Source organism: Amphritea sp. 1_MG-2023 (assembly GCF_030547545.1).
Lineage (GTDB): Bacteria > Pseudomonadota > Gammaproteobacteria > Pseudomonadales > Balneatricaceae > Amphritea.
Window position 1 is genome coordinate 1 of record NZ_JAUOQE010000004.1, and the last position, 26,437, is coordinate 26,437.

At 48.2% G+C, this 26,437-nt stretch carries 27 protein-coding genes; 4 read left to right on the plus strand and 23 right to left on the minus strand.

Annotated features, from left to right (window positions below):
• The 11 genes from Q4488_RS03565 to ylqF all read right to left on the minus strand — a co-directional run.
• The coding region (locus tag Q4488_RS03565; RefSeq protein WP_303579087.1) for a transposase at positions 1-830 on the minus strand (830 nt) is incomplete at its 3' end.
• Positions 831-913: 83 nt separating this feature from the next.
• Positions 914-1,525, minus strand: coding sequence for a sulfotransferase family 2 domain-containing protein (locus tag Q4488_RS03570; protein WP_303579088.1), 612 nt, complete (start codon positions 1,523-1,525; stop codon positions 914-916).
• 197 nt (positions 1,526-1,722) lie between these two features.
• Entirely contained in the window at positions 1,723-1,875 is a 153-nt protein-coding gene (locus Q4488_RS03575) for a transposase (protein WP_303579089.1), read from the minus strand.
• Between the two features lie 2 nt (positions 1,876-1,877).
• A complete protein-coding gene (locus tag Q4488_RS03580; protein WP_303579090.1) occupies positions 1,878-2,660 on the minus strand; it encodes a transposase in 783 nt (260 codons plus the stop codon).
• 568 nt (positions 2,661-3,228) lie between these two features.
• Positions 3,229-3,489: a hypothetical protein gene (locus tag Q4488_RS03585; RefSeq protein ID WP_303579091.1), complete on the minus strand. Its 261-nt coding sequence runs from the start codon at positions 3,487-3,489 to the stop codon at positions 3,229-3,231.
• Positions 3,490-3,575: 86 nt separating this feature from the next.
• Positions 3,576-3,878 carry a type II toxin-antitoxin system RelE/ParE family toxin gene (locus Q4488_RS03590; protein WP_303579092.1) on the minus strand — a complete coding sequence of 101 codons (303 nt, stop codon included), beginning with the start codon at positions 3,876-3,878 and terminating at the stop codon, positions 3,576-3,578.
• A complete protein-coding gene (locus Q4488_RS03595) occupies positions 3,866-4,123 on the minus strand; it encodes a type II toxin-antitoxin system Phd/YefM family antitoxin (protein ID WP_100689219.1) in 258 nt (85 codons plus the stop codon). The genes Q4488_RS03590 and Q4488_RS03595 overlap by 13 nt, the downstream gene beginning before the upstream one ends.
• Positions 4,124-4,631: 508 nt before the next feature.
• A complete protein-coding gene (locus Q4488_RS03600) occupies positions 4,632-5,810 on the minus strand; it encodes an NAD(P)/FAD-dependent oxidoreductase (protein ID WP_303579093.1) in 1,179 nt (392 codons plus the stop codon).
• A 76-nt stretch (positions 5,811-5,886) separates the two neighbouring features.
• The gene (locus Q4488_RS03605; RefSeq protein WP_303579094.1) at positions 5,887-6,132 is read right to left on the minus strand and encodes a CDGSH iron-sulfur domain-containing protein; all 246 of its coding nucleotides are present in this window, start codon (positions 6,130-6,132) and stop codon (positions 5,887-5,889) included.
• Positions 6,133-6,221: 89 nt separating this feature from the next.
• Positions 6,222-6,497, minus strand: a complete 276-nt coding sequence (locus Q4488_RS03610; RefSeq protein WP_303579095.1) for a hypothetical protein — start codon at positions 6,495-6,497, stop codon at positions 6,222-6,224.
• Position 6,498: 1 nt separating this feature from the next.
• On the minus strand, positions 6,499-7,455 hold the full coding sequence (gene ylqF / locus Q4488_RS03615) for a ribosome biogenesis GTPase YlqF (RefSeq protein WP_303579096.1): 957 nt from the start codon (positions 7,453-7,455) through the stop codon (positions 6,499-6,501).
• A gap of 176 nt (positions 7,456-7,631) precedes the next feature.
• On the opposite strand from ylqF, the gene Q4488_RS03620 reads away from it, so the two are divergent.
• The gene (locus tag Q4488_RS03620) at positions 7,632-8,855 is read left to right on the plus strand and encodes an EAL and HDOD domain-containing protein (RefSeq protein ID WP_303579097.1); all 1,224 of its coding nucleotides are present in this window, start codon (positions 7,632-7,634) and stop codon (positions 8,853-8,855) included.
• 90 nt (positions 8,856-8,945) lie between these two features.
• Here the strand turns inward: Q4488_RS03620 and maiA are convergent, their stop codons facing one another.
• From maiA to Q4488_RS03650, 6 genes are all read right to left on the minus strand, one after another.
• Positions 8,946-9,578 carry a maleylacetoacetate isomerase gene (gene maiA / locus Q4488_RS03625; RefSeq protein WP_303579098.1) on the minus strand — a complete coding sequence of 211 codons (633 nt, stop codon included), beginning with the start codon at positions 9,576-9,578 and terminating at the stop codon, positions 8,946-8,948.
• Between the two features lie 88 nt (positions 9,579-9,666).
• Entirely contained in the window at positions 9,667-10,581 is a 915-nt protein-coding gene (locus Q4488_RS03630; RefSeq protein ID WP_303579099.1) for a LysR family transcriptional regulator, read from the minus strand.
• Positions 10,582-10,741: 160 nt separating this feature from the next.
• On the minus strand, positions 10,742-11,224 hold the full coding sequence (locus tag Q4488_RS03635) for a universal stress protein (RefSeq protein ID WP_303579100.1): 483 nt from the start codon (positions 11,222-11,224) through the stop codon (positions 10,742-10,744).
• Between the two features lie 55 nt (positions 11,225-11,279).
• Positions 11,280-12,608, minus strand: a complete 1,329-nt coding sequence (locus Q4488_RS03640; RefSeq protein WP_303579101.1) for a TRAP transporter large permease — start codon at positions 12,606-12,608, stop codon at positions 11,280-11,282.
• Between the two features lie 51 nt (positions 12,609-12,659).
• Positions 12,660-13,175, minus strand: coding sequence for a TRAP transporter small permease (locus Q4488_RS03645; RefSeq protein ID WP_303579102.1), 516 nt, complete (start codon positions 13,173-13,175; stop codon positions 12,660-12,662).
• 10 nt (positions 13,176-13,185) lie between these two features.
• Positions 13,186-14,208 (minus strand): TRAP transporter substrate-binding protein, encoded by a 1,023-nt coding sequence (locus tag Q4488_RS03650; RefSeq protein WP_303579103.1) that lies wholly within the window; start codon positions 14,206-14,208, stop codon positions 13,186-13,188.
• A gap of 584 nt (positions 14,209-14,792) precedes the next feature.
• On the opposite strand from Q4488_RS03650, the gene paaX reads away from it, so the two are divergent.
• Together paaX and Q4488_RS03660 are read left to right on the plus strand one after the other, a co-directional pair.
• Entirely contained in the window at positions 14,793-15,713 is a 921-nt protein-coding gene (gene paaX / locus Q4488_RS03655) for a phenylacetic acid degradation operon negative regulatory protein PaaX (protein ID WP_303579104.1), read from the plus strand.
• Between the two features lie 103 nt (positions 15,714-15,816).
• The gene (locus tag Q4488_RS03660; protein WP_303579105.1) at positions 15,817-16,395 is read left to right on the plus strand and encodes a DUF2889 domain-containing protein; all 579 of its coding nucleotides are present in this window, start codon (positions 15,817-15,819) and stop codon (positions 16,393-16,395) included.
• Between the two features lie 222 nt (positions 16,396-16,617).
• Here Q4488_RS03660 and Q4488_RS03665 read toward each other — a convergent pair whose 3' ends face one another.
• The 4 genes from Q4488_RS03665 to rluC form a co-directional block, all read right to left on the minus strand.
• Complete coding sequence (locus Q4488_RS03665) at positions 16,618-17,565, minus strand: RluA family pseudouridine synthase (protein WP_303579106.1); 948 nt, start codon at positions 17,563-17,565, stop codon at positions 16,618-16,620.
• 80 nt (positions 17,566-17,645) lie between these two features.
• Positions 17,646-18,620, minus strand: a complete 975-nt coding sequence (gene cysB, locus Q4488_RS03670; RefSeq protein WP_303579107.1) for an HTH-type transcriptional regulator CysB — start codon at positions 18,618-18,620, stop codon at positions 17,646-17,648.
• 95 nt (positions 18,621-18,715) lie between these two features.
• A complete protein-coding gene (locus Q4488_RS03675) occupies positions 18,716-19,822 on the minus strand; it encodes a hypothetical protein (protein ID WP_303579108.1) in 1,107 nt (368 codons plus the stop codon).
• A gap of 22 nt (positions 19,823-19,844) precedes the next feature.
• A complete protein-coding gene (gene rluC, locus Q4488_RS03680; RefSeq protein ID WP_303579109.1) occupies positions 19,845-20,813 on the minus strand; it encodes a 23S rRNA pseudouridine(955/2504/2580) synthase RluC in 969 nt (322 codons plus the stop codon).
• A gap of 501 nt (positions 20,814-21,314) precedes the next feature.
• Between rluC and rne the strand changes: the two genes are divergently transcribed.
• The gene (gene rne / locus Q4488_RS03685) at positions 21,315-24,566 is read left to right on the plus strand and encodes a ribonuclease E (protein WP_303579110.1); all 3,252 of its coding nucleotides are present in this window, start codon (positions 21,315-21,317) and stop codon (positions 24,564-24,566) included.
• 363 nt (positions 24,567-24,929) lie between these two features.
• Here the strand turns inward: rne and murB are convergent, their stop codons facing one another.
• Both murB and Q4488_RS03695 read right to left on the minus strand, forming a co-directional pair.
• Positions 24,930-25,955, minus strand: coding sequence for a UDP-N-acetylmuramate dehydrogenase (gene murB / locus Q4488_RS03690; protein WP_303579111.1), 1,026 nt, complete (start codon positions 25,953-25,955; stop codon positions 24,930-24,932).
• Positions 25,952-26,425, minus strand: coding sequence for a low molecular weight protein-tyrosine-phosphatase (locus Q4488_RS03695; protein ID WP_303579112.1), 474 nt, complete (start codon positions 26,423-26,425; stop codon positions 25,952-25,954). The genes murB and Q4488_RS03695 overlap by 4 nt, the downstream gene beginning before the upstream one ends.
• Positions 26,426-26,437 lie beyond the last annotated feature (12 nt).

Genomic DNA, 26,437 nt, shown 5'->3' on the forward strand with positions numbered 1-26,437 from the left:
AGAATGGGCGGATAGCACTCAGAGATAAAGCCGTGCTTATCTTCCCGCTGGCAGCGCCCGGCCCAATCGACCAACGCCAGATAATCGGCATAATCAAAAGAGATCGCGTGTTCGCTGTCCGTCTGAGTGGCGGATAAGGCTTTCAGTTTTGGAGTATCCGGTTCTTCACTGGCTTGAGCGTCTTCCCGGATTCGCTGCTGCACCGAGGTAAAATCCGAGTGTTCCGGGCAATCAGCCATGCCAGCCCGCACCGGGTTCAGGTCAACATATGCCATGCAGGTTAACAGTGCCTGCTCATCCAGCAGCGCCTGACTTTTAAAGCGTCCTTCCCAGAAACGCCCCGTACAGTCATCTTCTTCATTCGATTTTCGGGCGATATATTCATTCAGGCCCCGCATAAACCAACTGATATCCATCAGACGCTGCCGCCAGTCCTCAATGATTTCAGCCGCCCTTTTATGCTCGGCATGACTGCTGCATTGGTTTCTCTGATAGCGCTCAATAAGAACTGGGGCTTTAAACAGCAGCAACCAGCGGCGGATAACCTCTTCTTCCGGCCAGGACTCAGCCTCTTCCTGATTGATATACAGAACCAGATGGTAATGATTAGACATGATGGCATAAGCACAAACATCCACGGCGAACATTCGATCCAACACGGTTAAACGATCCAGAATCCATTGGCGGCGGTGCTCATAGGACCGACCGGAAAAGGCATCTTCACCGCATAAGAATGCCCGCCGAACACAGCGGGCAATACAGTGGTAATACGGGGTATCAGCGGTGCTGATCTGCTCATTGCGGGCATGGGTCATGGTGTGATCCTCCATAATTTCACCAGTGCTTTAAGCGTAGATCAGACGGCTGATTTTGGTAGGATTAAATTATGGGTGTCCCGGTTTTCTCCGGTTTTTTAGGCATTTTTAAAGCTATAATTGCCAAATTCAATTTCTTCTTTGAATCTGTCTTCAACCAATTGGATGAGTTCGCTATCATAGTACTTTGAGTAATGCCTTCTATTTGATTGATTTCTCCTTGGAAGAGTGATCTCAGGGATACCCAAATTTTTGCACACTATGCCAAAATCTTCATCCAAGTTTTCAAACTTTATTAAATAGTCCAATTCTGAATCGACTTTGATAGATTGCGCCCCTTCACAAACATAATGCCGAAGGGGTGCAACATTATTTAGAAGGGCTATGAAATTATTTCGATCCCATTTTTTTACCCCCCGGTGAGGTGAAAAATAAAAAGAGATCATTTTTTCCCACGGGTTTCTTATGGTTGCGAATTTAAACAATGATTCATATGTGTCTGGCTCTAAAACAGACTTATAATGAGATAGAATCGAGTGTTTTTTAATATCATATATTTTATTTCTTACTTCAAACCTTTCGATGCCATCCTGGTGTTTAGCCAATACAACTATGTCATCTTCAGAATAAACTTTTAGTATGTTTTGTATGCTATTCCCACCTGTTTTTGGTACATGGATGAAAAGAAATTTTTTCTGTATAGAGATCAAGATGTTTCCCCCTTTTTTTGCTGCCTAACGAGACTGTCGGATTAGACATTTTGACAAAAAATATCTAACTACCGCAGCCTCTTCCTTTTCGTTTTAGTTTATTGACTGAAGAGATTACACTTCACCCTTCAGTTTAAACGCTCGGTTTCTGTTCCTTTCAACCTGATAAGAGCATTTTTTAACCCATACCCTGTCACTTAATCCCTTATCTCGCCCTGCGTCGCGATTTTCTCTATATTATGCACCATGCAGTACATCAACCATTGCGCATTGACCTTTTCTTTGCCTCTGAGCGTAAATCGCTTCAGGCCTTTATTGCTTTCCAAATTGCCAAACACCGGCTCAATCATACCTAATCGTTGACTATAAATATGGCGCCCCATCGGGCTTCGCGCCAAAGGGTTCCTGACCCTTTAGTCATTTTGGCGCTATCATTATCGGTGATATTGCTTTTAACTGGGCGGCCACGCTGACCGAGCCGTTCAGGTTCGGTCGCTAAGTGCTTTTTTATCTTAGCGGACACCTCTTCCAGCTTTTTGATCTGCGCCTGTTGCCGCTCGGTGATTTCTGGTTGCTGGTCTGTTCTGTCGGTTTGGTGATGCGACTGCATCATACGTTCGACAGCACGCTCAATCTTGGCTTGTTTACGGTTCAGTTCCGCCCGTGTGCCGCTCCACTCTTTCGACGCATTGGAGGGCATCTTGCAGCCATCAATAACGAACATCTCCCGACCAATCAGGTCCATGCCATCACACACCATCAGGATCTGGGTAAACAACGAAGCAATAACGTCATCCATGCGCGTAATGAACTCAGCGATGGTGCTGTGGTGGGGCTGACTGTCCGCTGACAGCGCCATAAAGAAAACACCCTCACGGCAGGCCTGCGCGATTTTACGACTGGAGGTCATCCCGCGTGAGTAAGCGAATAAAACAATCTTCAGCAGGATAGTCGGATCATAAGCCGGTGCACCGTTATAATCATTGCGATAACGGGATTCAAACAAACTCATATCGAGATCATTATCGACCACATGACTAAGAGTATATTCGAAAGTACCTGGATGAATCTGATCCGCAAACCGTTGCGGAGTTATCTTAGTCTGGTTGTAATCGTAGTGTTTATAACGCGCCATCCCTTGCATCCTGCGGGGTAAAGTTCTTTTGATCGATTGTAGCGGGAGCGACATCCATCTACCAGATGGCTGCAGGACTTATCCGACAGCCTCAACGCCTCAATAACCGGCGCGCTTTGGCGCGCCAGGCGCCGAAGGCCCGTAGTTGATTGATTTGTTATACCCTGCTTCCATACTAAGCAGAGTTCTCAAACTCAGTTAGCGATAGCGCTTTAAAACCATTAACTCTCGTTCGATGGAAGGGCTGGCTTCCACCAAGGAAGCCCACAACTGCTGGATAAGGTGTACCCAGCTTTTCTAGCACGGGCTTGGTTAAATTTGAGCATTCCCACCCAAAGTTTTATTGCCGCTTTAGGCCAATGTAGGTTCACGGGAGTGCATAGCGCGCCATCCAGTTGAACAAATGCTAATTCATCTTTAGAAGTGTACTGATCTGCTTGAAATTCAAATTCGAATACCAGCCTTTCATCATCGAAAGTGATGTGGCGCCAACATATGTATAGCCCCCTAAGCTGACAATCATCGATGAACAATCCATCTGGCCCAGTAAAAGCATCAATTATCGGTTTTAAGCAATTATCAATATCCGCCTTTGTGTCAGTTTCAAATCTACTTTTTTCTGGCAGTAACCACACCACGTGACGTTCAACATTATTTCGCCAGTGAGCAAGTATTCAGTATTCTTGAAGAGGCTCTTTATAATGGCTAAGCAGGCATCTCTTGCTGCCTTTTTAGATTGAACCGAAGCTGGGGTGCCAGGAACGACATATTCGGCTTTCCCAAAAGGGGACGGAATTTCCCGATTCTTCGCCTTTTCAAGATCTGTCACTAGTTCTCATTGGGTATAACGCCGAAGCCCACCGGTGGCTTTGATGTAGCAAAACGGAAACAAAGGCATCCGAGTGACGCGCCTGGTTAGCTGTTCCCAAGCATGTAAGCCCTAAGCTGCCGCTCCTCTCGCATGACATAGAGGACGAGAACACGCTTCCCATCTTCACGATAGAAAATGCGACACGGTTGAACCACTAACTCCCTGTATACCGAATCAGGGAGCTCAGGAGGAATCCGTCCGGATTGGGGAAAGTTCTCCAGACGCTCGATCTTACCGAAAATGTTCTGGACCAGATGACTTGCTGCAGCAGGATTATCCAGAGCGATGTACTCAGCAATGGCATCCAATTCTTGAAGGGCGGGCTCTGTCCAGATTACTTCAGCCATTTACTCATTTTCTCTCTGGCCTCACTTTGGCTGTACGTTCTTCCCTCAAGTACAGCACGCTCTCCCCGCGAGAGCCCCTCAAGCAGCTCAAGTCGGCGCTGCATAAACTCGTAATCCTGCACATCAACAAGGTATGCGGATGGCTGACCGTGCTCCGTGATCAGTACCGGCTCTTTAGACAAGCGCAGATCTGCCAAAATTTTTGTGGCTTGGCGCTTGAGGTTCGTAACAAGTTCAACCTTCATGGACTCACCCTGAATCTGACTAATAGTGACACTATAGTATCACTTTCCGGACGGCGCAGTAACAGCTAACACCTAAAGCAGCCGCGCAGTATGCGTAGGATGACTTTTCTTGTTAAGTGTTTGATAGTGCTTGTTTGCACCGACTAGTTTAATAACGGCCCAAAGCATAAAGGCCGACTATAATTCTAGGAATACGACAACCCAAAGGGAAACTTAACCTTATATATCAGTAGGTTAAGAACATTCAAAAGAAGCACTTAACAGAACTTTAACAGAACTATAGTGCCGATCGAGGCTGCATCCCTGCCATAAACGTGCCTCAATCATAAGAGCTAGATGCGGTTAAATCAAAGCGCTCGCTCAATACTTTTTGTATTCAAGGGTAAGATTGATCTGGCAACAGCCCGTTGAACAAGGGTCATGCCCCTATCACTAATATCCCTTTAGACGGTTAGATAAACGAACGTTTGTCTAAAATGTAAATACACTCACACACGTTGCACAAAACCTACACCACCTGCCCTGCCGCCACGCCCGAAGCCCAGGCCCATTGAAAATTATGGCCGCCTAGATGACCAGTCACATCGAGACATTCACCGATAAAATACAACCCTTCTACCTTCTTCGCTTGCATGGTTTTCTGATTGATCTCATCGGTGTCGATACCGCCCAATGTGACTTCCGCGGTACGGTAACCTTCGGTGCCGGAGGGTTTAATACGCCAGTGACGAAAAGCCGTATTGATCGCTTCTAGCTGTTTATTGGATAGATTACCCAGCGCACCGGTCAGCTCAAACTTACCGCAGAGAACTTGCGCCATCCGCTTGCTCATCTGTTGCGCCATAATCGTGGTGATATCGGCTTTGGGTCGGCTATCACGCTGCTCTTTTAACCATTCGAGTAGGTCGAAGTGTGGAAACAGATCGATCTCGACCTCTTCACCCGGTTGCCAGTAATTGGATATTTGCAGGATAGCCGGGCCGCTTAACCCCCGATGAGTGAACAGCATCATTTCAACGAAGCGGGTGTCGCCGATACTCGCTTTCACCTGATGAGAAACACCGGAAAGCTCGCTCAACACCTCTTTATCTTTCGGTTGCAGCGTGAAAGGCACTAATGACGCGCTACGGGGTAACACGGTTAGCCCATACTCGGTGGCGATATCATAGGCAAAACTGGTCGCCCCGCCATTAGGAATCGACAATCCACCGGTGGCGATAACCACCGAGGTCGCACTGATATTGCCATGACTGGTTTGCAGCTGAAATCCGCTTGGGGTTTGTTTGAGCTGATGCACTTCGGTATTGGTTTTAATCTCCACCCCAGCCCATTCACATTCGGTCATCAAGACCCGCAAGATCTCTTTGCTGGATTCATTGCAAAATAGCTGACCCAATGTTTTCTCGTGATATTCAACGCCATGACGATCAACAAGATCGATGAAGTCCTGTGCGGAATAACGACTCAAGGCTGATTTACAGAAGTGAGGGTTTTGCGAGATGAAGTTCGCGGGGGAGTTATGGATATTGGTGAAGTTACATCGTCCACCACCGGACATCAGAATTTTTCGCCCAATTTTTGCGCTATGTTCCAATACCAGCACCGAGCGGCCACGATAACCCGCCGTGGCGGCACACATTAAACCGGATGCACCGGCACCCACGATCACCACATCAACCTGTTGCAAGGGATACTCTTCCTGCTGAAAAAAAGAAACGCATTGTACCCAGTCAGGCGGATTCTAGCGAGGGCTATTGACCTTGTTATGCTGACTTATGACTGCCATCACACAGCGGCGGTGTCTTGGTTTGCTTACAGGTACAGAGGAATACCGTTTCACTTTTGCGGGCAACAAACACGACCGGATCGATACCCGTGCCTTGATGCGAACCATCACAGAAGGGTTGTGTTGCTGAGCGACCACAGGCACACCAGCCGTAGGTTTCGCCCTCTATTAGATCGACTTTGATGGGCCGGTTACCCGCCCGATGAACATCAGCATGTGACATAATCTGATCTCCGTTTTAAGCCTGCCGTTTATCGACAGGTATCGATAAACGTAGATCAGGCTTATCAAGAGATCAAACGATCGCAGCGATTATTCTGCTTCAGACGCGGCTTTGCGAGCTTCTTCGGCGCGTTTCAGGCGACGAATTTTATCCGCTAATGGAGTCTGACGCTGTGCGTCATCGTTATTATCGGCTTGTTCCGCTTCACGGGCTTTTTCATACACCGATTTATGTTTCTTTTTCTGTTCCAGATTACGCCGCTTACGGCTTTCATAACTATCGGGATCGGCCAGTTTTTCACTCCGACGCGGAATATCCAGAAAGATCGGTTTCGGGGAGGTGCGCTTTTTCTTTATACGTGACATATCATTTACCTTGTTGGCGGTGAGCCGAGCGATCACTCTGTGACTCTGCGTCTAACCGTTCCTGTTCTATTCGTTCACGCTCAAGGCGTTCGGCCTCAAGCTTCTGTTGTCGCCATTTTTCCTGCCACTCGGCGACAGTTTCATACGTGATCGGCCCGACTTGTCCACCACGCAGTTCAGTGAGGAGTATCTCCGAGGCTTTATGCATATCGATCACACCACCGGGCCTCAAACCACCGCGTTTACGTCCGATCGCTTCAAGCACCAGATCACCGCGTTCGGGCAGCTCTTTAAGTTTATAGCGACTCATCAGTAAATCAGGGTAATCCTGACGCAAAAACTCCGCCGCATAGAGGGCAATATCTTCATACTCGATAGCGGTGTTTTTAATCGCACCACTGGCCGCCAGGCGATAGCCCGAATCGATATCTTCAATTTTAGGCCACAACATCCCCGGTGTATCCGATAATGCCATACCGTTTTTAAGCGTAAAGCGTGTTTGCCCTTTGGTGACGGCAGGCTCATTACCGACCTTGGCAATTCGTTTACCGAGCAAGGCGTTAATCATGGTGGATTTACCGACGTTGGGAATCCCCATAATCATGGCACGCACCTGACGCTTATTATTGCTGCGCGCGGGCACCAGTTTATTGCACAGCTCAGGGATGCTATTAATCAGCTTTTTTTGCTGATAATCGATGATCAATGCCTGAGTATCGGGCAAACTGTTGTAATAATCAGCCCACTCCTGAGTGCGCGCTGGATCGGCGAGATCACTTTTATTCAGCAACTTGATGACCGGCGTTCCCTTGCGTAGCTGAGACACCATCGGATTTTCACTGGAAACAGGTAAGCGGGCATCGAGCACTTCGATTACCACATCAATCTCATCCATCACCTTGGCGATCTCTTTACGGGCCTTATGCATATGGCCAGGAAACCAGTTAATTGTACTCATAATCTCAGTCTGCTAAATCAGGGAGCAACATTATACCTGTCACATCGAAAACAGCGACTTCTTTCGCCCATTATCCTAATATCGCACTACCTGTATTGGTGAGTCAGCCTGCTGACAATCAAAGCCACTACCGATATGCTTAAATCAATTGTCTTATAATTTGGAAAAAATCAATCATGGACACCTCTTCAGGCGCACAAATCCTCATGTCTCGGCAGCCGATCTTCGATCGCAGCCAACGGGTTGTGGCCTATGAATTACTGTATCGTGATGGCCAAGATGCAGATAGCTCTCTGTTCAGTCAATCCAGCGCCACCAGCGAGTTGCTGCTGAATTCATACACCAGCATTTCCGATCAGGGTGAGCTGAAGCGCGTGCCTGCATTTATCAACCTCAGCCGTGAGTTACTGCTGTCTAATGATTTCCCAGCATTACCCCGGAAAAACATCGTCCTAGAAATCAATACCAATATTAATGTCGAGCGTGACATTATTGTCGCCATTTACCGTTTAGTTAAGGCCGGTTATCGCATCGCGTTGGATAATTTCATTTACAAACCCGAACATGAACCCTTATTCAAAATGGCCCAAATCATCAAACTCAATGTTAAAAACATGAGTTTTGACGATATTGCTAAACAGGTTAGTCTCCTCTCGCCTTTCAAAGTGACGCTACTCGCCGAGAAGATTCAGACCGTCGAGATGCTAGAAGAGTGTAATAAGCTCGGTTTTAAGCTGTTTCAGGGGCACTTCCTCAGCAAACCCAAATTAATCAAGGGTAAAAAGGTCGATCCCAATCAGGCCGCCCTGTTTGAACTCGTACAAGAACTACAAAACCCCAACACCACACCGGAGCGCCTCGAAAGCCTCATTATCCGCGACCCCGTGCTCACCTATAAGCTGCTGCGCATTATAAACTCGGCCGCCTATTCGCTAGTGCGCAAAGTTGAATCACTGACTGAAGCCATCGTCATGCTCGGCATGGCACAGATTAGAAAGTGGGCAACCCTCATCGCTCTCAACAATCAAAGCGGCAAGCCTGAAGAGATTTGCCGTGGCTTACTGGTACGTGGGCGCATGTGTGAAGAGATTGCCTTAGCCAGTAAACGACCAAACCCAGGCAGCTATTTCATGACGGGCATGATGTCGAATCTCCACCTGTTACTGGATATCGATCGTGAATCAATGCTGAAAGAGGTACCACTCAGCGATGAAATCAAGAATGCCATTCTCCTCAATGAAGGCGAGATGGGTGAAACATTGATGCATGTGGGTAACTATGAGACCGGTGACTGGGATCTCCTACCCACTAACTTCGATGCTACCCTTTATGAAAGCTGTTATCGTAAATCACTCGAATGGAGTAAGGAGGCGATGCAGGCCCTCAACGACTTAGATTAGTCAGCGCCCTGCTTCGCCACGACCATCAACCCCACACGCGTTGAGTCGATGAGCTTATCCTCAGCGACTCAACGACTACCGAGCACTTATTTATGCCGTGCCTTGTCGATCAGGGTGCGCATCAATGAAGCCTTTCAGTTGCAGACAGTTATCATTCACTCGACAGATGTGCGGATAACGACTCATATCACAATTAAAACGATTGGCATTAAAAACCTGCGGAATCAGTGACACATCGGCCAATGATAGTTGATCGCCAAAACTAAACGCTCCGGCATTAACCGCTAGCATAGATTCCAACGCATCAAAGCCCTGATACACCCAATGCTGATACCACTGCGTTTTCTGCGTATCGCTTCCACCCAGCTCGGTCAGCAGATATTTCAACACCCGTAGGTTATTAAGCGGATGGATATCACACGCCACTAATAGCGCCATGGCTCTGACTTTGGCGCGATCGGCTGATGCAGCCGGCAACAAAGGCGTCACCTGCGGATAGGTTTCATCGAGATATTCACAAATAGCCATTGATTGAGTCAACAGCAATTCCCCATCGAGCAAAGCCGGCACTAAGCCTTGCGGGTTGCGGGCTAAATGCGCAGCCGAGCGCTGCTCACCAGCAACCAAATTCACGGGCACCTGCTGATAATCAATTGCTTTTAAATTCAGCGCAATACGCACTCGATAGGCCGCCGATGAGCGGTAGTAGTCATACAAAATCATATTATTAACACCTAGCCAAACAGGTTATTCGATTGCCACGCATGCCGCTTGCTTAAGCCCTCTCTCCTCGACTTAAAAGTGGCATACCTTATGACGAAAATGTTTGCTGCAGATTGTTCTCCAGCCACGTTTGAAAGAACTCAATAAATAGGCTAACTTTTGGCGGCACATACTGACGCTCTTGATACACCGCGTATAAGCTCAAGCGTTCGGCCTGATAGTCTGGCAATAGTAGCTCCACTTTTCCCTCAGCCACATAACGCTCAATCACAAAGGAAGCTAAGTTTGCGATGCCTCGATCCGCCAATACTGATTGTAATACCAGTAAGCTATTATTAGCTTTCAGGTCTCCACTAACCTCAACCACCTGACTGCCTGCGCTATTCGTCAGCGTCCAAACATTGGTATTGCTGGCTAACATAAACACCAAACAATTATGTTGTGTCAGCTCTTGAGGGGTTTGCGGCCGCCCCTGTTCAAGCAAATACTGCGGACTAGCACAGAGAAACAACGGTATGGAGGCAATTTCACGAGCAATCAAGCTGGAATCCGGCAGTTGCGGATGAGTAATTCTCAGGGCGAGATCGAATCCTTCTCGTAGCAACTCAACATCGCCATCATCGAGGGCGACTTCAAACTGTATCTCAGGGTAAAGCTGCATAAATTCAGGAATGGCTTTCGATAGCAACATCTGTCCAAACGTCATGTTGCAGTTGATTTTTAAGACCCCTTGAGGCGTTCCCTGCAACTGCGATACGAGATTCTCCGCCTCACTTACCTCAGCCAGAACCCGTTGACATTTTTCATGATACGCCGCTCCCACTTCAGTGACACTCAAGCGGCGCGTGGTACGCTGCAGTAACCTCGCGCCGACGTGTTTTTCTAAATGCGCAACCTGCTTACTGACCGACGAACTTGAGATGCCCAACTCGCCAGCCGCCAATGAAAAGCTCTTTAAATCAACTACGCGAACAAATACACCCATCGCTGACAGAACATCCATTCCCTATGTCTCCCTATCATAATCAAACTTAACGCTATCAAGCGTGGATAATTAAGTTCAACCCAAGCCGTGATATTAATGCCAAAAAGATAATAATCCACTATAAAGCAAAAACGGCCAATACCGGCCGTTTTTTTATTGAGACTAAATATCCGTTTTGTTAAAGCGGTACGATCAACACCGGACGCTTTGAACTTTGCATCACTTTATTAGCCGTTGAACCGAGTAGGAACTGCCCCATCGCGGAATGAGTTCGCGTACCCATCACAATCACATCGGCATCGATTTCATCGGCAACTCGCAGGATGGTTTTCCAAGGCGTACCCTCTTCAACCCGTGAAGTCAGAGAGCCCTTTTGCAACACCTCGCTCTCTTCAAGCTCCGTATCACAGAAACGCGTAATACGTTCTTCAATCTTGGCCTTAAGGTTTTGCAAGCTTTGATCCTGTAGCGCCTTCATATCTTGCTCGTTAATCATCGTTTGAACGATACTCTGAGCGGATGAGCTAAGCGGCTCAATTACATGCAGATAAGTGATTTCAGAATGATAGTGACCACACAAGCTAATCGCGGCACGAAAGGCCGGACGCGAACCCTTATCAATATCTGAAGCGTAGAGAATTTTTTTTACATCAGGCAACATAATTCAACCCTCATATCAAAAAGGCCCCTCAGGGCCTTAAACATATTTAACCACGTTAACGATACAGCAACTCGGGTAAGAAAAGCGATATCGAAGAAAACAGCGTAATCAACACCAGACGGAAAATATCAGCACACCAAAATGGCGTCACCCCTTTAAAGATAACACTGGCTTTCACATCTCTCAGCACGGCGCTTAAGACAAACACGTTCATGCCCACCGGCGGCGTGATTAGACTGATCTCCGTCACCACCACCACCACAATACCAAACCACACCAGATCGAAGCCAAGGCTTTGTACCAATGGGAAGAAAATAGGTACTGTCAGCAGCAACATGGATAAACTTTCAAATACCATGCCCAAGACAATATAGATCGCTAAAATGACTAAAATCACCACCATCGGTGGCACATCTAAGCCGTTCACTAATTCAAGTAGATCGGCAGGCAAACCCGCACGGTTAATGAAATTAGAGAAGATCAACGCGCCAATTAATACCGCAAACAGCATCGCCGATGTTCTGGCCGTATCGGTTAAAATATCAAACAGACTGCCAAACGTCAGTGAGCGACGATACAAGGCGATCAAGAAAGCGCCGCCCGCCCCAATACCCGCCGCTTCGGTGGGCGTGAAGACACCAAGATAGATGCCGCCCATCACCACCGAGAACAGTATCAGTACACCCCAAACACCATTCAATGCTTGTAGACGTTCGGACCATGCCATCTTCTCACCACAAGGGCCCGCGTCTGGATCACGCCATACCACGTACCTCACCGCCGCCAGATACAACATGATCCCCAGAAAACCTGGAATAAAGCCAGCAGCAAATAGTTCGCGAATACTGGTTTCAGTTAGCAAACCGTAGATCACCAAGATCACAGAAGGCGGAATCAAGATACCCAGCGTACCACCCGCAGCAATCGAGGCCGTTGCGAGTGAATCGGCATAGCCATATTTACGCATCGGCGGCATCGCCACCTTTGCCATGGTTGCAGAGGTCGCCAGACTCGAACCACAAATCGCCGAGAAACCACCACAAGCGACGACGGTCGCCATGGAAAGGCCGCCCTTACGGTGACCTAAAAACGCATAAGAGGCGCGGTACAATTCATGGGATAGCCCGGACTTTGTCACGAGGTTACCCATCAGTATAAACAGTGGAATAACGGATAAGCCGTATTCCTGTGAGGTATCGACAACACGCTTAGCGGCCATCGATAACGCCCCCGTCCACCGAAAATCCATCAAGTTATCAAAACCAAGACCTTGCATATATGCAAAGCCAAAAAAGCCTACCAGCCCCATTGCAAATGCAATCGGTACCCGGATGACCACGATAATCAGCAGCAGTATTGCAAAGCCAGTTAATGCAGTAATCATTCTGAACACACCTGTAACGTTATCAACGTATATATAGTGAAGTAACCAGGATCAGTCACGTGACAGGAACAACAAACGGTAAACACCGTAGCTGATCATTAAGGCGGCCGTTATCCAGCTCATAATCGCGATATATTGGACAACGTAGCCTATCGGAAACTGAAGATACTCAGTCACCTCTTCCCGTCGTAAAGAGCGTTCCGCTAGCTGAAAAATTCTAACGGCCAGAAAGTACAAGGATGTCGACATCAGAAAAGCTGCGAACAAGCCCAACACTTTAATCAATGAACTCCCCATCACACGATCGAGGATATCAACAACAACATGCCCGCCACGCCAAGTAATCACCGGCATTTCCGCAAATACCAAGATAGCAATGGCCATCTCCGTTAATTCAGTGGTTCCATCGACCGAATTGGCGAAAAAATAACGACCGAAAACATCGGCACAGGTTAGCAGCATCAATAAAAATAGGGTTACGGCAGCAATCAACTCTAGAAAAAAGGCCAGCCAGATGACTGGCCCTTTTTCCTCGTAGTGCGCTGTCAGCCAGGCACTAAAGGTCATAGTACGCTCCTCACTTATAGCTGCGGGCAATTTGACGCAATTCAGTTAGTGCTGCTTTTGCATCAACACCACGATCAGCGACAGCCTCATAGAACGCCTCATCCATACCCTCAGTTAGTGCCACGAACTCCTTATCTAAGGCATCATCTTGCTTAACCATGGTGATGTTTACACCGGCTTCTTCAGCGGCTTTAACCCCTTCGAGGTCGCCTGCATCCCAAGCACGACCGGCCATCGCCGATAATTTTTCACCGGAAACGCTGAGAATCGCCTGGCGATCTTTAGCGTCAAGATCGGCTAAGAAATCAGGGTTCATAAACATAGCAAAGCTGCCCATATACATACCGCCAGGCAACATAACGACATTCTGAGCCACCTCTTTCAGGCGCAGTGATTTTTGTTCGCCCATCGGAATGAAGACGCCATCAATAACGCCTTGCTGCATCATCTCATACACTTTCGGGGCCGGTGCACCTACCGAGGTTACGCCTAGACGCTCACCGATTTCTCCCTGTACACCACCGCCTAAACGTATTTTTTTACCTTCTAGATCGGCCAGTGAGGTAATCGGTTGCGCCATATGAATTTGACCCGGACCATGCGTAAATAAGCCGATCACTTCAAGACCGTCATGCTCATTCGCCTTAGCAAAGTATTTTTGATGAACACGCCAATGAGCAACCGAAGCCGCTTCTGCACTCGCGCCTAGCAGTGGCTGTTCAACCGCTTGCGTCAGCTTGAAGCGGCCTGGCACATAACCATGGTAGCTCCAAGAGACGTCAACCACGCCGTCTTCAACCAGTTCAAACATGGTTTTGGGATGTCCCAGACCATATTCAATTTCCACTTTAACTCGTCCATCGGTCGCGTCTTCAACCCATTTTGACCACGTTGGCCAAACAACAGTGTTCTGAGGATGGGTCGGTGGTAACCAGCTAGCCACACGCAGTGTTGTTTCTGCCATCGCACTAACCGAAAAGGATGTACCTAAAGCAACTGCGGCAGCAGTTTTCAAGAAAGTCATTTTTTTCATTCGTTCTATCTCCTGGCTATCTCTTAGACGCGATTACGTCCATTATTTTTATTAGAGATTAATGAGGCTTTGCCCCTAGTTATTATATGCCTTCGCATCTCTGCTGAAGGGTTGATGAATCATAACCAAGTATATGATACATTTCTATCAACAATTAATAAAAATACTGTATCAGTATATTAGTATTAAACTGTTCGCCTTGCATTACTTACTTTGCTGATTGAGTTGAACCTTAGTACAGCACCCTATGAACATAAGTGATTCACAGTGGCATATTATCGTTTTTAAGCGTCGCTCAACTGAACAATATAGTTAGCATGTTAACTAAATAAAGCGTACTCGTAAACACTTAAGAACAATATTCAAGCCTGAGGGCCATCGTCTAGGCCTCTTGCTAAGTGACATGCCACGCTTACTAGTGCGTGATCTCATACTCTTTATAGACTATCTAGGCCTGCCAACGACAGATAACGACATCTGTGCTTGATGGCATTATTTTTTGCACATAAACTCTTTATTTTTTTCGGGGCACTATCGATGCAAATGATATATTCCCTTTCTGGTCATAACTGTATGAGAACCGAATGAACAAACTTCGTTGTATTGAAGAGCTGGTTGATGACTTTAACAATCAGCGGCCGATTCGCGGTGGATCATTGATTATCACCATCTATGGCGATGCGATCTCTCCTAGAGGCGGCACGGTTTGGCTAGGAAGCTTGATCAAGCTGCTTGAGCCCCTCGGGCTTAATCAGAGACTCGTAAGAACTTCCATTTTTCGTCTCACGAAGGACGGCTGGCTGAATTCTTCACAGGTCGGACGCAAAAGTTTTTACAGCCTAACCGATGTGGGCCGCAAACGATTCGAAAGCGCATTCCGACGCATTTATGCCGAACTCTACCCCGAATGGGACGGCAAATGGGATATGATCATCACCACACAGTTAGATACTGAACTGCGTAAAGTCGTTAAAAAGGAACTCGAATGGCTCGGCTTTGGTAACATTGCCCCAAGCGTGATGGCTCATCCGATGGCCGATATGCTAGAAGTTAACGGCACACTGCAGGATCTATGTGTGCAAAATGATATTATTCATATGAGTTCTGAGTTAGTGAACGGGCAAACCTCCGCACCACTAAAGGAACTGGTCAATGAGTGCTGGAACCTAAATCAGTTATCCGATGATTATCAACTCTTTCTCGAACGCTTCCGGCCCATCCTAAGAGCCATTGAAAACCAACCGGAACTGGATCCTGAGCAGTGCTTTCAACTGCGTATTTTATTAATCCATCACTACCGCAGAATTCTCCTGAAAGACCCGCAACTCCCAGAAAAGCTCTTACCAGCGGATTGGGCTGGCACTTCAGCTCGAGTACTGTGTCGGAACATCTATCGACACATATTTCAGCCCGCTGAGAGTTTTCTCTCGGCAACTCAAGAAACGGCAGATGGTCGCTTACCGGAACCCGCGCCGCGCTTCTATAAACGCTTCGGCGGTCTGTAAGACCGCTGATTGATTGTTGCACTGCGAAACACATTGTGGGATAAATATATGGCTTAGCGAGCCATAATTGTTTCCTCTTCACTAATAATAAAGTACCGATTCTATGCCATTACCCTCTCCAACAGAACGCAAACGACTCCATACCCGCACCGTCACCTGTGAAGGTTTTAAGCGTGCCGACGGTTTGTGGGATATTGAAGGCCACCTTAGCGATATCAAAACAGTTCCCATTGAGATCAAGGAGCGCAATAACGGTGTTGTTGAACCCGGCGAGCCTATCCATCTGCTCGCTATTCGCCTAACAATCGATTTAGAGTTGAATATACTCGATGCCGTAGCCAGTATGGATAACACGCCTTTTCGCCTCTGTCCCTCGATTGCCGATCGCTACTCATTACTCAGTGGGCTACAGATAGCGCCAGGGTTTACGAAACAGTGTAAAGCACTTTTCAGTGGCGTTCAGGGATGTACTCACCTCCTCGAACTACTCGGCCCGATCGCGACCACCGCCTATCAGGCGACCCATCAAGAACGATTAGACAAGGCACGGCAAGATGAAAACCATACGCCGTTTAACCTCAATACCTGTCATACTTTCGATAGCGCAGGCGAAGTCGTCAAAAAATATTGGCCTCATGCCTATCAGCCTGCAGATCTAATTACTGTCAGTGAGATTGATTAGCCGACCATTCCGCGGCTCGAGCCATCATAAACTCAATCAACGGCTTATCTGCATCCCTTCAATACTGACAAGCTTCAATGATAGGTTGTGGCAGGGTATTTCACCAATACCCTCTGCCCGAATAGATGATTAACCGTCAGACCTTATGTACATCCAGAACACCCATGATGCTAATCCGCGAGGCGCAAACTATTGCTACCTAATACCGCTGTTTAATCACCGTCACAGCAAGCTTAGCCTATGGGTTGACGGCAAGACGATCTCCACCGTTTGTCCATCAATATCCAACGTTAGCGCAGCAGCCTGCAATAGATGATGTTTCGCACCGAGAATGGCAAAATCCGTCTCATCGAGCCCTTGATCGATGCGTTTAAGATAAAACCTACCTTGATGTGCATAAATTTTATCGCCAATCAGCGGATAACCTAGGTAACTCAGCTGAGCCCGAATTTGATGTTTACGGCCGGTCAATAACTGACATTGCAGTAATGCCTGGCCCTCATGTGTCGCTAACACTCGAAACAAGGTGCTACTCTCGCGGGGCTTAAGGTAGTCATACCGATTAGATACATCAGTATCATCCACCACATAAACCTGACTACGAATGGCACTTCCCTGCTTTTCTGATAACTGACATGTCATCTGTTTAGTCTGCCAAGTAGGCACACCGTCAACCCAAGCATGATAAAGCTTTCTCTGTATCAACTGATTCAGTCGGGGTTTCCAGCGACGGTCAGCGGCGGCATCTTTAGCCAAGAGAAGAATACCGGCGGTTTCGCTATCCAATCGATGCAGTAAGCGGGCATCATAATAACGAGTTTGCCGCTTCACTAGCGAGATCAAGGTGTTATACAGATTACGTGTGGTGCGACTAACAGGCAGATTATGTGGTTTAAAAACAGCCATTAACTCACTGTTTTCCCAAAGTAACTCCCAGCTTACATCGACTGAATCTTCGTGATGGTCTGGGAGCATAACGCTCAGCTGTGAAGCATTCTTTAAGCATGCGTGTAGTGTCACCGGTTGTCGATCAACGCTCACCAATTCTTGACGACAGAGCTCAGGCAAGCGTGCAAAATCTATCGCAGTCAATCGCGGCTGTAAAAATTGAGCCACTGACAAGTGATGATCATTCACGACATTAAACAAGAGGTTAAAATGGTCAGACACGCATGACCTTCCTAAACGAAACGAAAGAACTGACACCTAAAAAAAGCCTCATTAAGAGGCTTGATCAGGGTCAACAAGAATCACATATCCGGTAACACCTGATGCGCAAAGATCTCTTCAATCTCAGCCCGATTACTGCAAGCCTGCACTCTTTTCACCACATCAGGTGTCAGATGAGGGGCAAACTGTTGAATAAAGTCATACATATAACCGCGTAAAAAAGTCCCCTTGCGAAAACCAATTTTAGTGGTGCTGTAATCAAACAGATGACTGGCATCCAAATGCACTAGGTCTTGATCTTGACGCTCATCGAATGCCATCGAAGCAATGATGCCAACCCCCAGACCTAACCGCACATAGGTCTTAATGACATCAGAATCTACCGCCGTAAACACCACTTTAGGCTCGAGCCCTTCCTGACTAAACGCATCATCTAATTTAGAGCGTCCCGTGAAACCAAACACGTAGGTCACAATCGGGTACTGCGCAACATCTTGCAGTGTTAGCTTTGATAGTTGTGCCAGCGGATGATCTTTTGGCACCACGACCGAACGATTCCAGCGATAACAGGGCATCATAATCAGATCATTAAAGCGCGACATCGCCTCGGTCGCGATGGCGAAATCAACGGTCCCATTGGCCGCCATTTCAGCAATCTGCATCGGCGTGCCTTGATGCATATGCAACGAAACATCCGGATAGCTTTGCATAAAGCGATGAATAGTGACAGGCAGCGCATAACGTGCTTGAGTATGCGTGGTTGCGACCTCAAGACTGCCCATTTTTTCGTCACTAAACTCTTGAGCCACCTGCTTAATACTTTCAACCTTACGCAGAATATCGCCAGCAACGTCAAGAATAGCCTCACCAGCAGGTGTAACCCGAGTTAAGTGCTTGCCACTACGAGCAAACACTTCAACTCCCAGTTCATCTTCCAGCAAGCGGATCTGCTTACTAATACCCGGTTGAGAGGTATAAAGACTCTGCGCCGTTGCTGAAACATTCAAATCATGCCGGGCCACTTCCCATATGTAACGCAACTGCTGCAACTTCATTTATGCCCCCAAGAATACAAAAAACCTAACGTTAATAACTTTTAATTATAACACTGATCTGGTTTTCTAAAACCCATTCGCTATCAACGACTCAATTAAGCCAAGCGATTACGCAGTTTACGAATTTCCTCTTCGTAACTGTTAATTTTTTTCTCCATGGAGGCTAAGCGAGCAGTTGCACGCATTGCCTCTTCGGTTTTATCTTTCACCTGACCACGCAACATATTTTCCCGTCGAGAGGCATCATTCAACGTCAGCATATGCTTCTGATTCGTGCGCTGCAGTTCGTCTTTCATTTCATCGACCTTGCCCTCAAGCCGCTTACAACGATTCTGTTCCGATAACAGTGATCCGCTCAGTTGGCTTTTTTCTCTGCCCGACTGACTTTCTTCACTCTTGAAACGTTTAAGTTCGGTTTCTAGGGTTTTAATCTGAGTCGCGGAGGTATCTAACTTGACATCTTTCTTCGCCAATGAGGCCTGAAGATTATGAATATCCTTGGTTAAGGCTGACTCTTTACGGCCACATTCATCGCGGAATTTTTCCAATGCATTCCGATAATAACGGGTATCCGCTTCGGCTTTAGCCACCTGATCAAGACCATGACGCTGCTCTTCAATGATGCGCTGATCAAAAGTCCGCTTCGCATCATCTATTTTTTTCTGCAGCAGGTTGAGTTCCTGCTCGACATTCAACCGCCGCTGTTCTTCAGACTTCTGTGCTGTGGTCGCCGCCGTTAAGTTAATTTTCAATACCGAAATTTCAGCTTCTAACACCTGAATCTGATGCTTTTCCTGTTCAAGCTGCTGTTTTAGATCACGTACCTGCTGATCCATTTCCGCTTGCTGACTTTGCACCTTAAACAGCTCAGTCTCAGAATGACGTCGAGCATCTTCACTGGCCAACTGCTGAAACTGCTTATCCGTCGACATAGCCGACTGCGCTTCCTGCACGGCATGCTGCCATAAAGACTCAAAACTATGCACTAATGATTCCGGTAGCCCTGGAATCTTTACCGTGGTATCTCCCAACATCCGCATACGATCGGGTAATACACTCCACCACTGTTCGAGCAAAACCGTGACTTGGCTCTCTGCAGCACCAAAAATATTGCTCAATTCAGTCACATCAGGTGCTTTGCCACTTTTCAGCATGGCATCTGCTTCTTTATTAAATTCTTCAGTATTAATCTGTTGACTCATCAATAACGCCTTACTGGGCCGTTCACTGCCCATCAATTTTTTGCAACTGTTTCAGACCTTTTTCCAACTCATCCCCTAAGGGTGCGTGGAAAATCTTTCTACCGCCGGAAGGTAACGGCACACGCAGCTCTGCCGCATGCAGAAACAAACGTCGAATACCGTAACTTTTCATTTCTCGATTAACCGAGTCAGTACCATATTTATCATCGCCAATAATCGGATGACCCGCAAACTGACAATGTACTCGAATCTGATGCGTACGTCCGGTAATCGGTCGGGCTTCAACCAGAGTGACAAAATTACCAAACCGCTGCAGCACTTTATATTCAGTCAACGATGGCTTACCCAACGGATGAGCTTTTACTACACGCTCACCGGATTTAAGTTCGTTTTTCTGCAACGGGGCGTCCACTTTGGTTTTTCGCGCCGACCACTTCCCTTCCACCAATGCGTGGTAGATTTTAGTAATCTGCTTCGCTTGCAGTGCTGCATGAAGAAACCGCAACGCACTGCGCTTCTTGGCAACCATAATGCAACCCGAAGTATCACGGTCTAGGCGATGCACCAACTCAAGAAACTTCGCCTCAGGACGCATCTGACGAATCGTTTCAATCAAACCTAAACTGATACCGCTACCACCGTGTACGGCTAAGCCTGATGGCTTATTCAGCACCATCAGATCGTTATCCTCAAACAGGATAGAGCGCTCGACCAGCTCCCGCAGGTTACTACTCACCACGGCTTGCGGCTTTTCAGCACTTAACCTCACGGGTGGCACTCGCACCAAATCACCATCTTGCAGACGGTAATCAGGCTTGATTCTCTTTTTATTAACCCGCACCTCACCTTTGCGTAAAATGCGATAAATCAATGTTTTAGGGGCACCTTTCAAACGTGTGCGCAGGAAATTATCTATTCGCTGCCCAGCCAGCTCTGAATCAATTTCAAACCATTGCACAGCCGGGACAGATTGCTTTGTTTCTTCTGACATATTAATGGGATATCGGACCTTTCGATTGATGCTATCTATTTAAGCTGCTATATTCTAGCGCTGCTGCGGGCAGTTGGCTTTAGCTAATTTGAAATTCCCCGTTTTTTTGCCATTTAGTACTAAAAACCAAGCAAATAACGGGTATGAATCCCTCGTACAGCATCCATTTAAAGAGAATTACTACGTATTTCATCCTGCTGACAACGCCCTGAATGGCAAAACCAGTTGGAGGTGTAGATGTCAGTTGCCCAGAACCTGCCAATATGTACACGGCAGCCACAACCCGATCAGACTCACTATAAGCAGTCGATACGAGGCAACTGTTTCCTGCACCGTCGATAAGATCAAGCTACCTAACGCGGTAGCCTGACATTAAGTTGAACACCAAAGTCGTTACGAAGACTTTGTTTTGCGTGCCCGTTGATTTGATTGCAGGCACCTCTCTGTGTGGCTACCGGCTAGATGAAGTGCGTTAGTGTTATAAGAGAACGCTAACAAACAATGAAAAGAATGCTAATTAATGCAACTCAACAAGAAGAGTTGCGCGTTGCGCTGGTAGACGGACAACGCCTTTACGATCTAGATATCGAATCTAGCTCACGCGAACAGAAAAAAGCCAACATCTACAAGGGCAAAATCACGCGGGTTGAACCCAGCTTAGAAGCGGCTTTTGTTGAATATGGCTCCGAACGTCATGGCTTTCTTCCCCTTAAAGAGATCTCCCGCGAATACTTCAAGAAAGGCTCCGATAAAGGCGGCCGGCCAAATATTAAAGAAGTTATCGCTGAAGGCACTGAAGTCATTGTTCAGGTTGATAAAGAGGAACGCGGCAATAAAGGCGCTGCGCTAACCACCTTCATCAGCCTAGCTGGACGATATTTAGTCCTGATGCCTAACAATCCTCGCGCCGGCGGCATCTCTCGCCGTATCGAAGGCGAAGATCGTAAACAACTCAAAGAAGCGCTCGACGGTGTCACCATCCCCCCTAAAACGGGTGCTATCGTGCGCACCGCCGGTATCGGCCGCACCTCTGAGGAGCTTCAATGGGATCTCGATTACCTTATGACGCTGTGGGATGCGATCACCGGTGCCGCTGAAGAACGTCGTTCACCTTTCCTTATCTACCAGGAAAGTAATGTCGTTATCCGCGCCATTCGTGACTATTTACGGCAAGATATCGGCGAAGTTCTTATTGATAAGCCCGAAGTTTATCAAGAAGCCATGAACTTCGTGCAGCAGGTTATGCCGAGCTATCTCAATAAAATCAAACTGTATGACGAAGCGATTCCGCTCTTCAATCGCTTCCAAATTGAAAGTCAGATTGAAACCGCCTTCCAGCGTGAAGTACACCTACCTTCTGGCGGTTCAGTGGTCATAGACCCAACGGAAGCGCTAGTGTCTATCGATATCAACTCCGCCCGGGCAACTCGCGGTAGCGATATCGAAGAAACCGCACTACAGACCAACCTGGAAGCCGCTGACGAAATCTCACGTCAACTACGGCTGCGTGATATCGGTGGCTTGATCGTTATCGACTTTATCGATATGACGCCGATCAAAAATCAGCGCGAAGTTGAAAATCGGATGCGCGATGCACTTAAAGTCGATCGTGCCAGAGTTCAGTTGGGCCGCATTTCTCGTTTCGGACTGATGGAGATGTCTCGTCAACGCCTGCGTCCTTCGCTGATTGAAAGCCGCGGCGCGGTCTGTCCACGTTGTAATGGCCAAGGCACTGTGCGCGATACGGAATCACTGGCGCTGTCTATTTTGCGCCTCATCGAAGAGGAATCATCGAAAGATCGTACCGCTCAAATTCGCGCAATACTACCGGTCTCTGTGGCTACGTTCTTGCTCAACGAAAAGCGTAATGAAGTTCACGAAGTTGAAGTTCGTCATCGCGTCCGCGTTGTTATCGTGCCCAATCCCAATATGGAAACGCCGCATTATGAAGTTGTGCGTCTGCGGGATGACCATACGGTAATCAATACCAATGATGCTAGCTATACGCTTCAACCTGAGCCTGTAGAAGAGCTAAAAGTAGAAACATCTCAACCTCAGCCTGTCAGAGAACGTGCTGCCGTTAGCACCGTTGCGCCGGCGACTCCGGCTCCCGCAGCACAAGCACCGCAGCCTGCACCAACGCCGGTTCAGCCGGTCACAACGCCCTCTCTAACCAGTCGCATCTTCAGCGTCCTTGGAGGCTTGTTCGGTCATTCCGATAACGCTCAAGAAACCGCCCGACTCGAGCAGGAAAAAGCCAAGCTCGAACAGGAACAAGAAGAGCGCAATAAAAAGCAGCGCGGTCGTAATCGCAACAATAACCGCCGTGATCGCAACCGCAATCAACGCCGAGACAGCGATAAGATCATCGACAACTTGTCTGACACCACAGAAGCCAAAGAGTCGAAAGAAACGTCAGAGCGTGACACCGCTAGCGAAGATAGCGGACGTAGTCGTTCACGTAATCGTCGCCGTAACGAACGCAACCGCTCGTCACAGAAAGATCAGAGCGATGATAAAAACAAAACTCAACAAACGCGGCCTGAGAAAAACGCTGAGAAAAGCCCTGAAGCAAGCTCCGCGACAGAGCAAAACGAAGATGGACGCGCACGCGGTGAACGCCGTCGTGGACGTCGTCGTCGTGGCGAACGTAGCGGTAAGCGTACGGCCGATAGCAACAACACTGAGAACACCGAACTATTGGCACCCGCTGACACCAACACGGTAACCGCCGTAGCAGAAACAGCGACTCAAGCGCCAAAGGAAAGTGACGACAGTAGCCTTGCTGCCGACAAGCCCGCCAGCAAAGCCAACAAAAAAACCGACGAAGCCCCTCGCAAACGCCGTCAGCGTCGTCGCGGGCCCAAGTCTGAAAACAAAACTTCGGCCGAGACTAAGCCTACTGATGATAAAGCCGCCGCTGAAGTAACAACCGACGTCGCCGCAAAAGCACCCGTAGAAGCCACAGTCGAAGCAGAGACAGCCACGCATACCGTCGACGCAGCCAACGAGGTTAAAGCGTCAAGTGCTGCAACACCGGTCACGGACGTCAACGCGACCAACACGCACTCTACTGAAACCAACAGCACCGCAGAAAGCGACATCAAGCCTACAGAGGCAAGTAACACTGCCGCTGAAGTCGTCACGGAGAACGCCCCTAAAGCCGTCGCTGCAGAACAACCAGCGTCTCAGGCGGCCGCGCCCACAGAGATCGTTAAAGCCGATACGTCAGTGGCCGCAGCAATCTCAGAGACACCTGAAGAGGTCGCGCCGAAGGCAGAAGTATCGACAGCTGAACCTTCTACAGTAGAACCTTCTACAGTAGAACCTGCGCCAGTTGAACCTGCGCCAGTTGAACCTGCGCCAGTAGAATCTGCGCCAGTAGAATCTGCGCCCGCAGAATCGACTGCCGTAGAATCCGTGACAGCAGTAACTCAGCCAACGGTAGCAGCAGAAGAAAGCCGCTCTCCCGAGACTGAGACCGCCGTTGAAAAGCCCGCGGCGGCAGCACCGACTCCAACCACGGGTCGCCGTGTTCGCAAACGCCCTGATCTGACTGCGCCGACCGTTGCCCCTGAGGAAGTGATGACCGCTCGTCCTCGTCGTGAAGCACCACCGGCAAATACTGCCGCAGAGCCTGCTGCTCGGAAACGTCGTCAGCGTCGCGCGCCAAACGATCCTCGCCGACAAGCCAATGATGCCGCGGCAACATCGGCAGCTGCCAGCGACACTCAGGAACACAGCGAGCACTAAGCGCTGAAATCTGCACCACTAAAGCACCCGATACGGGTGCTTTTTTTTGCCTCTCTTTTGATAACCGCAGTTCAATGATAACGGCTTGATGCTAATGCCTTAGTACGTCGAGCAAATCCCGCCATCTGACCGGCAGATCGCTCAGCAGCTTCACCTCGTCGAAGCAGCAAGGGCGCTCGAGTGAAATATCGCTAACTTATTTCAGCGAGCCAAGCTCAATAAAAAAGCAAAAAAAGCCGCGAAACATAGCGCGGCTTTGATCATCGACGACTCTTATGACAAGCTTGATGACATTCTTTATCACAACCTTGATCACAATCTATATAAAAACGTTACTTAAGCCCTATCAGCAAGTCTCAACCATTAGGGATAGCAGCGCGGCTCGATCTCCAACATAATGCCAAACTGCTGATAGACATCCGCCTGAATCGCACCGGCCAGCTCAATAATATCCATACCGCTAGCAGCACCGTAATTCACCAACACCAACGCTTGCTGACTATAGACGCCGGCATCCCCTTGCCGGAACCCCTTCCACCCCTGTCGATCGATCAACCAGCCGGCCGCCAGCTTGCAATAACCCGGTCGATCGGCAAACACCACCATCTCAGGATAATCAGCCTTTAACTGCTCAACTTTGGCAGCCGGCAGCACTGGGTTTTTAAAAAAGCTGCCCGCATTACCTAACTGTGCCGGCTGCGGCAACTTAGCTTGACGGATATCACTGATGAGATCACTCAATTGCAATGGTTCAGGCGAGTGTATATGGCGGGCTTTAAGTTGCGCCTCAATACCGCCATAGTGCAACACGGGATTAAACTCACGACTTAAGGTAAAGGTGACCGCGGTGATCAGATAGCGACCCGGAAAACGCGTTTTAAACAGACTATCACGATAGCCAAACTGACACTCATCGGCCGTAAAAACAACCGACTCTCCCGTTTCAAGATCAAAGGCATCCAGAAAGCTCATGCAGTCTTTAAGCTCGACACCATAAGCGCCGATATTCTGTATCGGGGCAGCCCCAACGGTACCCGGAATCAAGGATAGATTTTCAAGGCCATAACCGCCCTGCTCTAAGGTCCAGCGCACAAAGGCATGCCATTCCTCGCCAGCCCCAGCAGTGACACTGACCGTGCCATCCGCTTGATCTTGCATCTGCAGCCCCTGAATGCGGTTAAGCACCACCAATTGATTCAAATCGGCCGTGAGCACCAGATTACTACCCCCACCAACAAACAACACAGGGAGTTTAGTCCGCGCAATAAAGTCACGTATCGCTGGTAACTGCCCGGCATCTTCCAATACGGCAAAATAGCGAGCAGACACATCAAAACCAAAACTGTTATACGGTTTAAGAGAGATATTTTCTTGAAACTCAATACTCATTGATTAAGCTCTGCCGCAATACGATCCAACAACGCTTCAGAGGCCGCCTCAACCAGATCAAGCACATGATCAAACCCCGCAGGACCGCCGTAGTATGGATCAGGCACTTCACGTTCGGATAACGCCGTCAGCGGCAAGAACAGTCCAAGATAGCCCTTAAAGTCAGCCGGACAGATCGATTTGAGCTCGTTCAGGTTCTCATTATCCATGGCGATAATAAAATCATAATGTTCAAAATCTGCCACCACCGCCTGTCGCGCGCGTAAATCACTTAAATCAACACCACGCTTTAAGGCCGCCGAGGCGGCTCGATGATCGGGCGGATTGCCCACATGATAAGCCGCCGTACCAGCGGAATCGATCTCCACCAGATGCGCCATACCTCTACGCTCGACTAATGTACGAAACACACCGTGCGCGGTTGGTGAACGACAAATATTCCCCAAGCAAACAAAAAGAACCCGTTTCATAGTCTTCTCCAG

What these genes read in the sequence shown, in the direction of transcription:
- Q4488_RS03575 (WP_303579089.1), bottom strand. Translation starts at nt 1,875, where the DNA reads ATGATTGAGCCGGTGTTTGGCAATTTGGAAAGCAATAAAGGCCTGAAG.
- Q4488_RS03580 (WP_303579090.1), bottom strand. Translation starts at nt 2,660, where the DNA reads ATGGCGCGTTATAAACACTACGATTACAACCAGACTAAGATAACTCCG.
- Q4488_RS03590 (WP_303579092.1), bottom strand. Translation starts at nt 3,878, where the DNA reads ATGGCTGAAGTAATCTGGACAGAGCCCGCCCTTCAAGAATTGGATGCC.
- Q4488_RS03595 (WP_100689219.1), bottom strand. Translation starts at nt 4,123, where the DNA reads ATGAAGGTTGAACTTGTTACGAACCTCAAGCGCCAAGCCACAAAAATT.
- Q4488_RS03605 (WP_303579094.1), bottom strand. Translation starts at nt 6,132, where the DNA reads ATGTCACATGCTGATGTTCATCGGGCGGGTAACCGGCCCATCAAAGTC.
- Q4488_RS03610 (WP_303579095.1), bottom strand. Translation starts at nt 6,497, where the DNA reads ATGTCACGTATAAAGAAAAAGCGCACCTCCCCGAAACCGATCTTTCTG.
- ylqF (WP_303579096.1), bottom strand. Translation starts at nt 7,455, where the DNA reads ATGAGTACAATTAACTGGTTTCCTGGCCATATGCATAAGGCCCGTAAA.
- Q4488_RS03620 (WP_303579097.1), top strand. Translation starts at nt 7,632, where the DNA reads ATGGACACCTCTTCAGGCGCACAAATCCTCATGTCTCGGCAGCCGATC.
- maiA (WP_303579098.1), bottom strand. Translation starts at nt 9,578, where the DNA reads ATGATTTTGTATGACTACTACCGCTCATCGGCGGCCTATCGAGTGCGT.
- Q4488_RS03630 (WP_303579099.1), bottom strand. Translation starts at nt 10,581, where the DNA reads ATGGATGTTCTGTCAGCGATGGGTGTATTTGTTCGCGTAGTTGATTTA.
- Q4488_RS03635 (WP_303579100.1), bottom strand. Translation starts at nt 11,224, where the DNA reads ATGTTGCCTGATGTAAAAAAAATTCTCTACGCTTCAGATATTGATAAG.
- Q4488_RS03640 (WP_303579101.1), bottom strand. Translation starts at nt 12,608, where the DNA reads ATGATTACTGCATTAACTGGCTTTGCAATACTGCTGCTGATTATCGTG.
- Q4488_RS03645 (WP_303579102.1), bottom strand. Translation starts at nt 13,175, where the DNA reads ATGACCTTTAGTGCCTGGCTGACAGCGCACTACGAGGAAAAAGGGCCA.
- Q4488_RS03650 (WP_303579103.1), bottom strand. Translation starts at nt 14,208, where the DNA reads ATGAAAAAAATGACTTTCTTGAAAACTGCTGCCGCAGTTGCTTTAGGT.
- paaX (WP_303579104.1), top strand. Translation starts at nt 14,793, where the DNA reads ATGAACAAACTTCGTTGTATTGAAGAGCTGGTTGATGACTTTAACAAT.
- Q4488_RS03660 (WP_303579105.1), top strand. Translation starts at nt 15,817, where the DNA reads ATGCCATTACCCTCTCCAACAGAACGCAAACGACTCCATACCCGCACC.
- cysB (WP_303579107.1), bottom strand. Translation starts at nt 18,620, where the DNA reads ATGAAGTTGCAGCAGTTGCGTTACATATGGGAAGTGGCCCGGCATGAT.
- Q4488_RS03675 (WP_303579108.1), bottom strand. Translation starts at nt 19,822, where the DNA reads ATGAGTCAACAGATTAATACTGAAGAATTTAATAAAGAAGCAGATGCC.
- rluC (WP_303579109.1), bottom strand. Translation starts at nt 20,813, where the DNA reads ATGTCAGAAGAAACAAAGCAATCTGTCCCGGCTGTGCAATGGTTTGAA.
- rne (WP_303579110.1), top strand. Translation starts at nt 21,315, where the DNA reads ATGAAAAGAATGCTAATTAATGCAACTCAACAAGAAGAGTTGCGCGTT.
- murB (WP_303579111.1), bottom strand. Translation starts at nt 25,955, where the DNA reads ATGAGTATTGAGTTTCAAGAAAATATCTCTCTTAAACCGTATAACAGT.
- Q4488_RS03695 (WP_303579112.1), bottom strand. Translation starts at nt 26,425, where the DNA reads ATGAAACGGGTTCTTTTTGTTTGCTTGGGGAATATTTGTCGTTCACCA.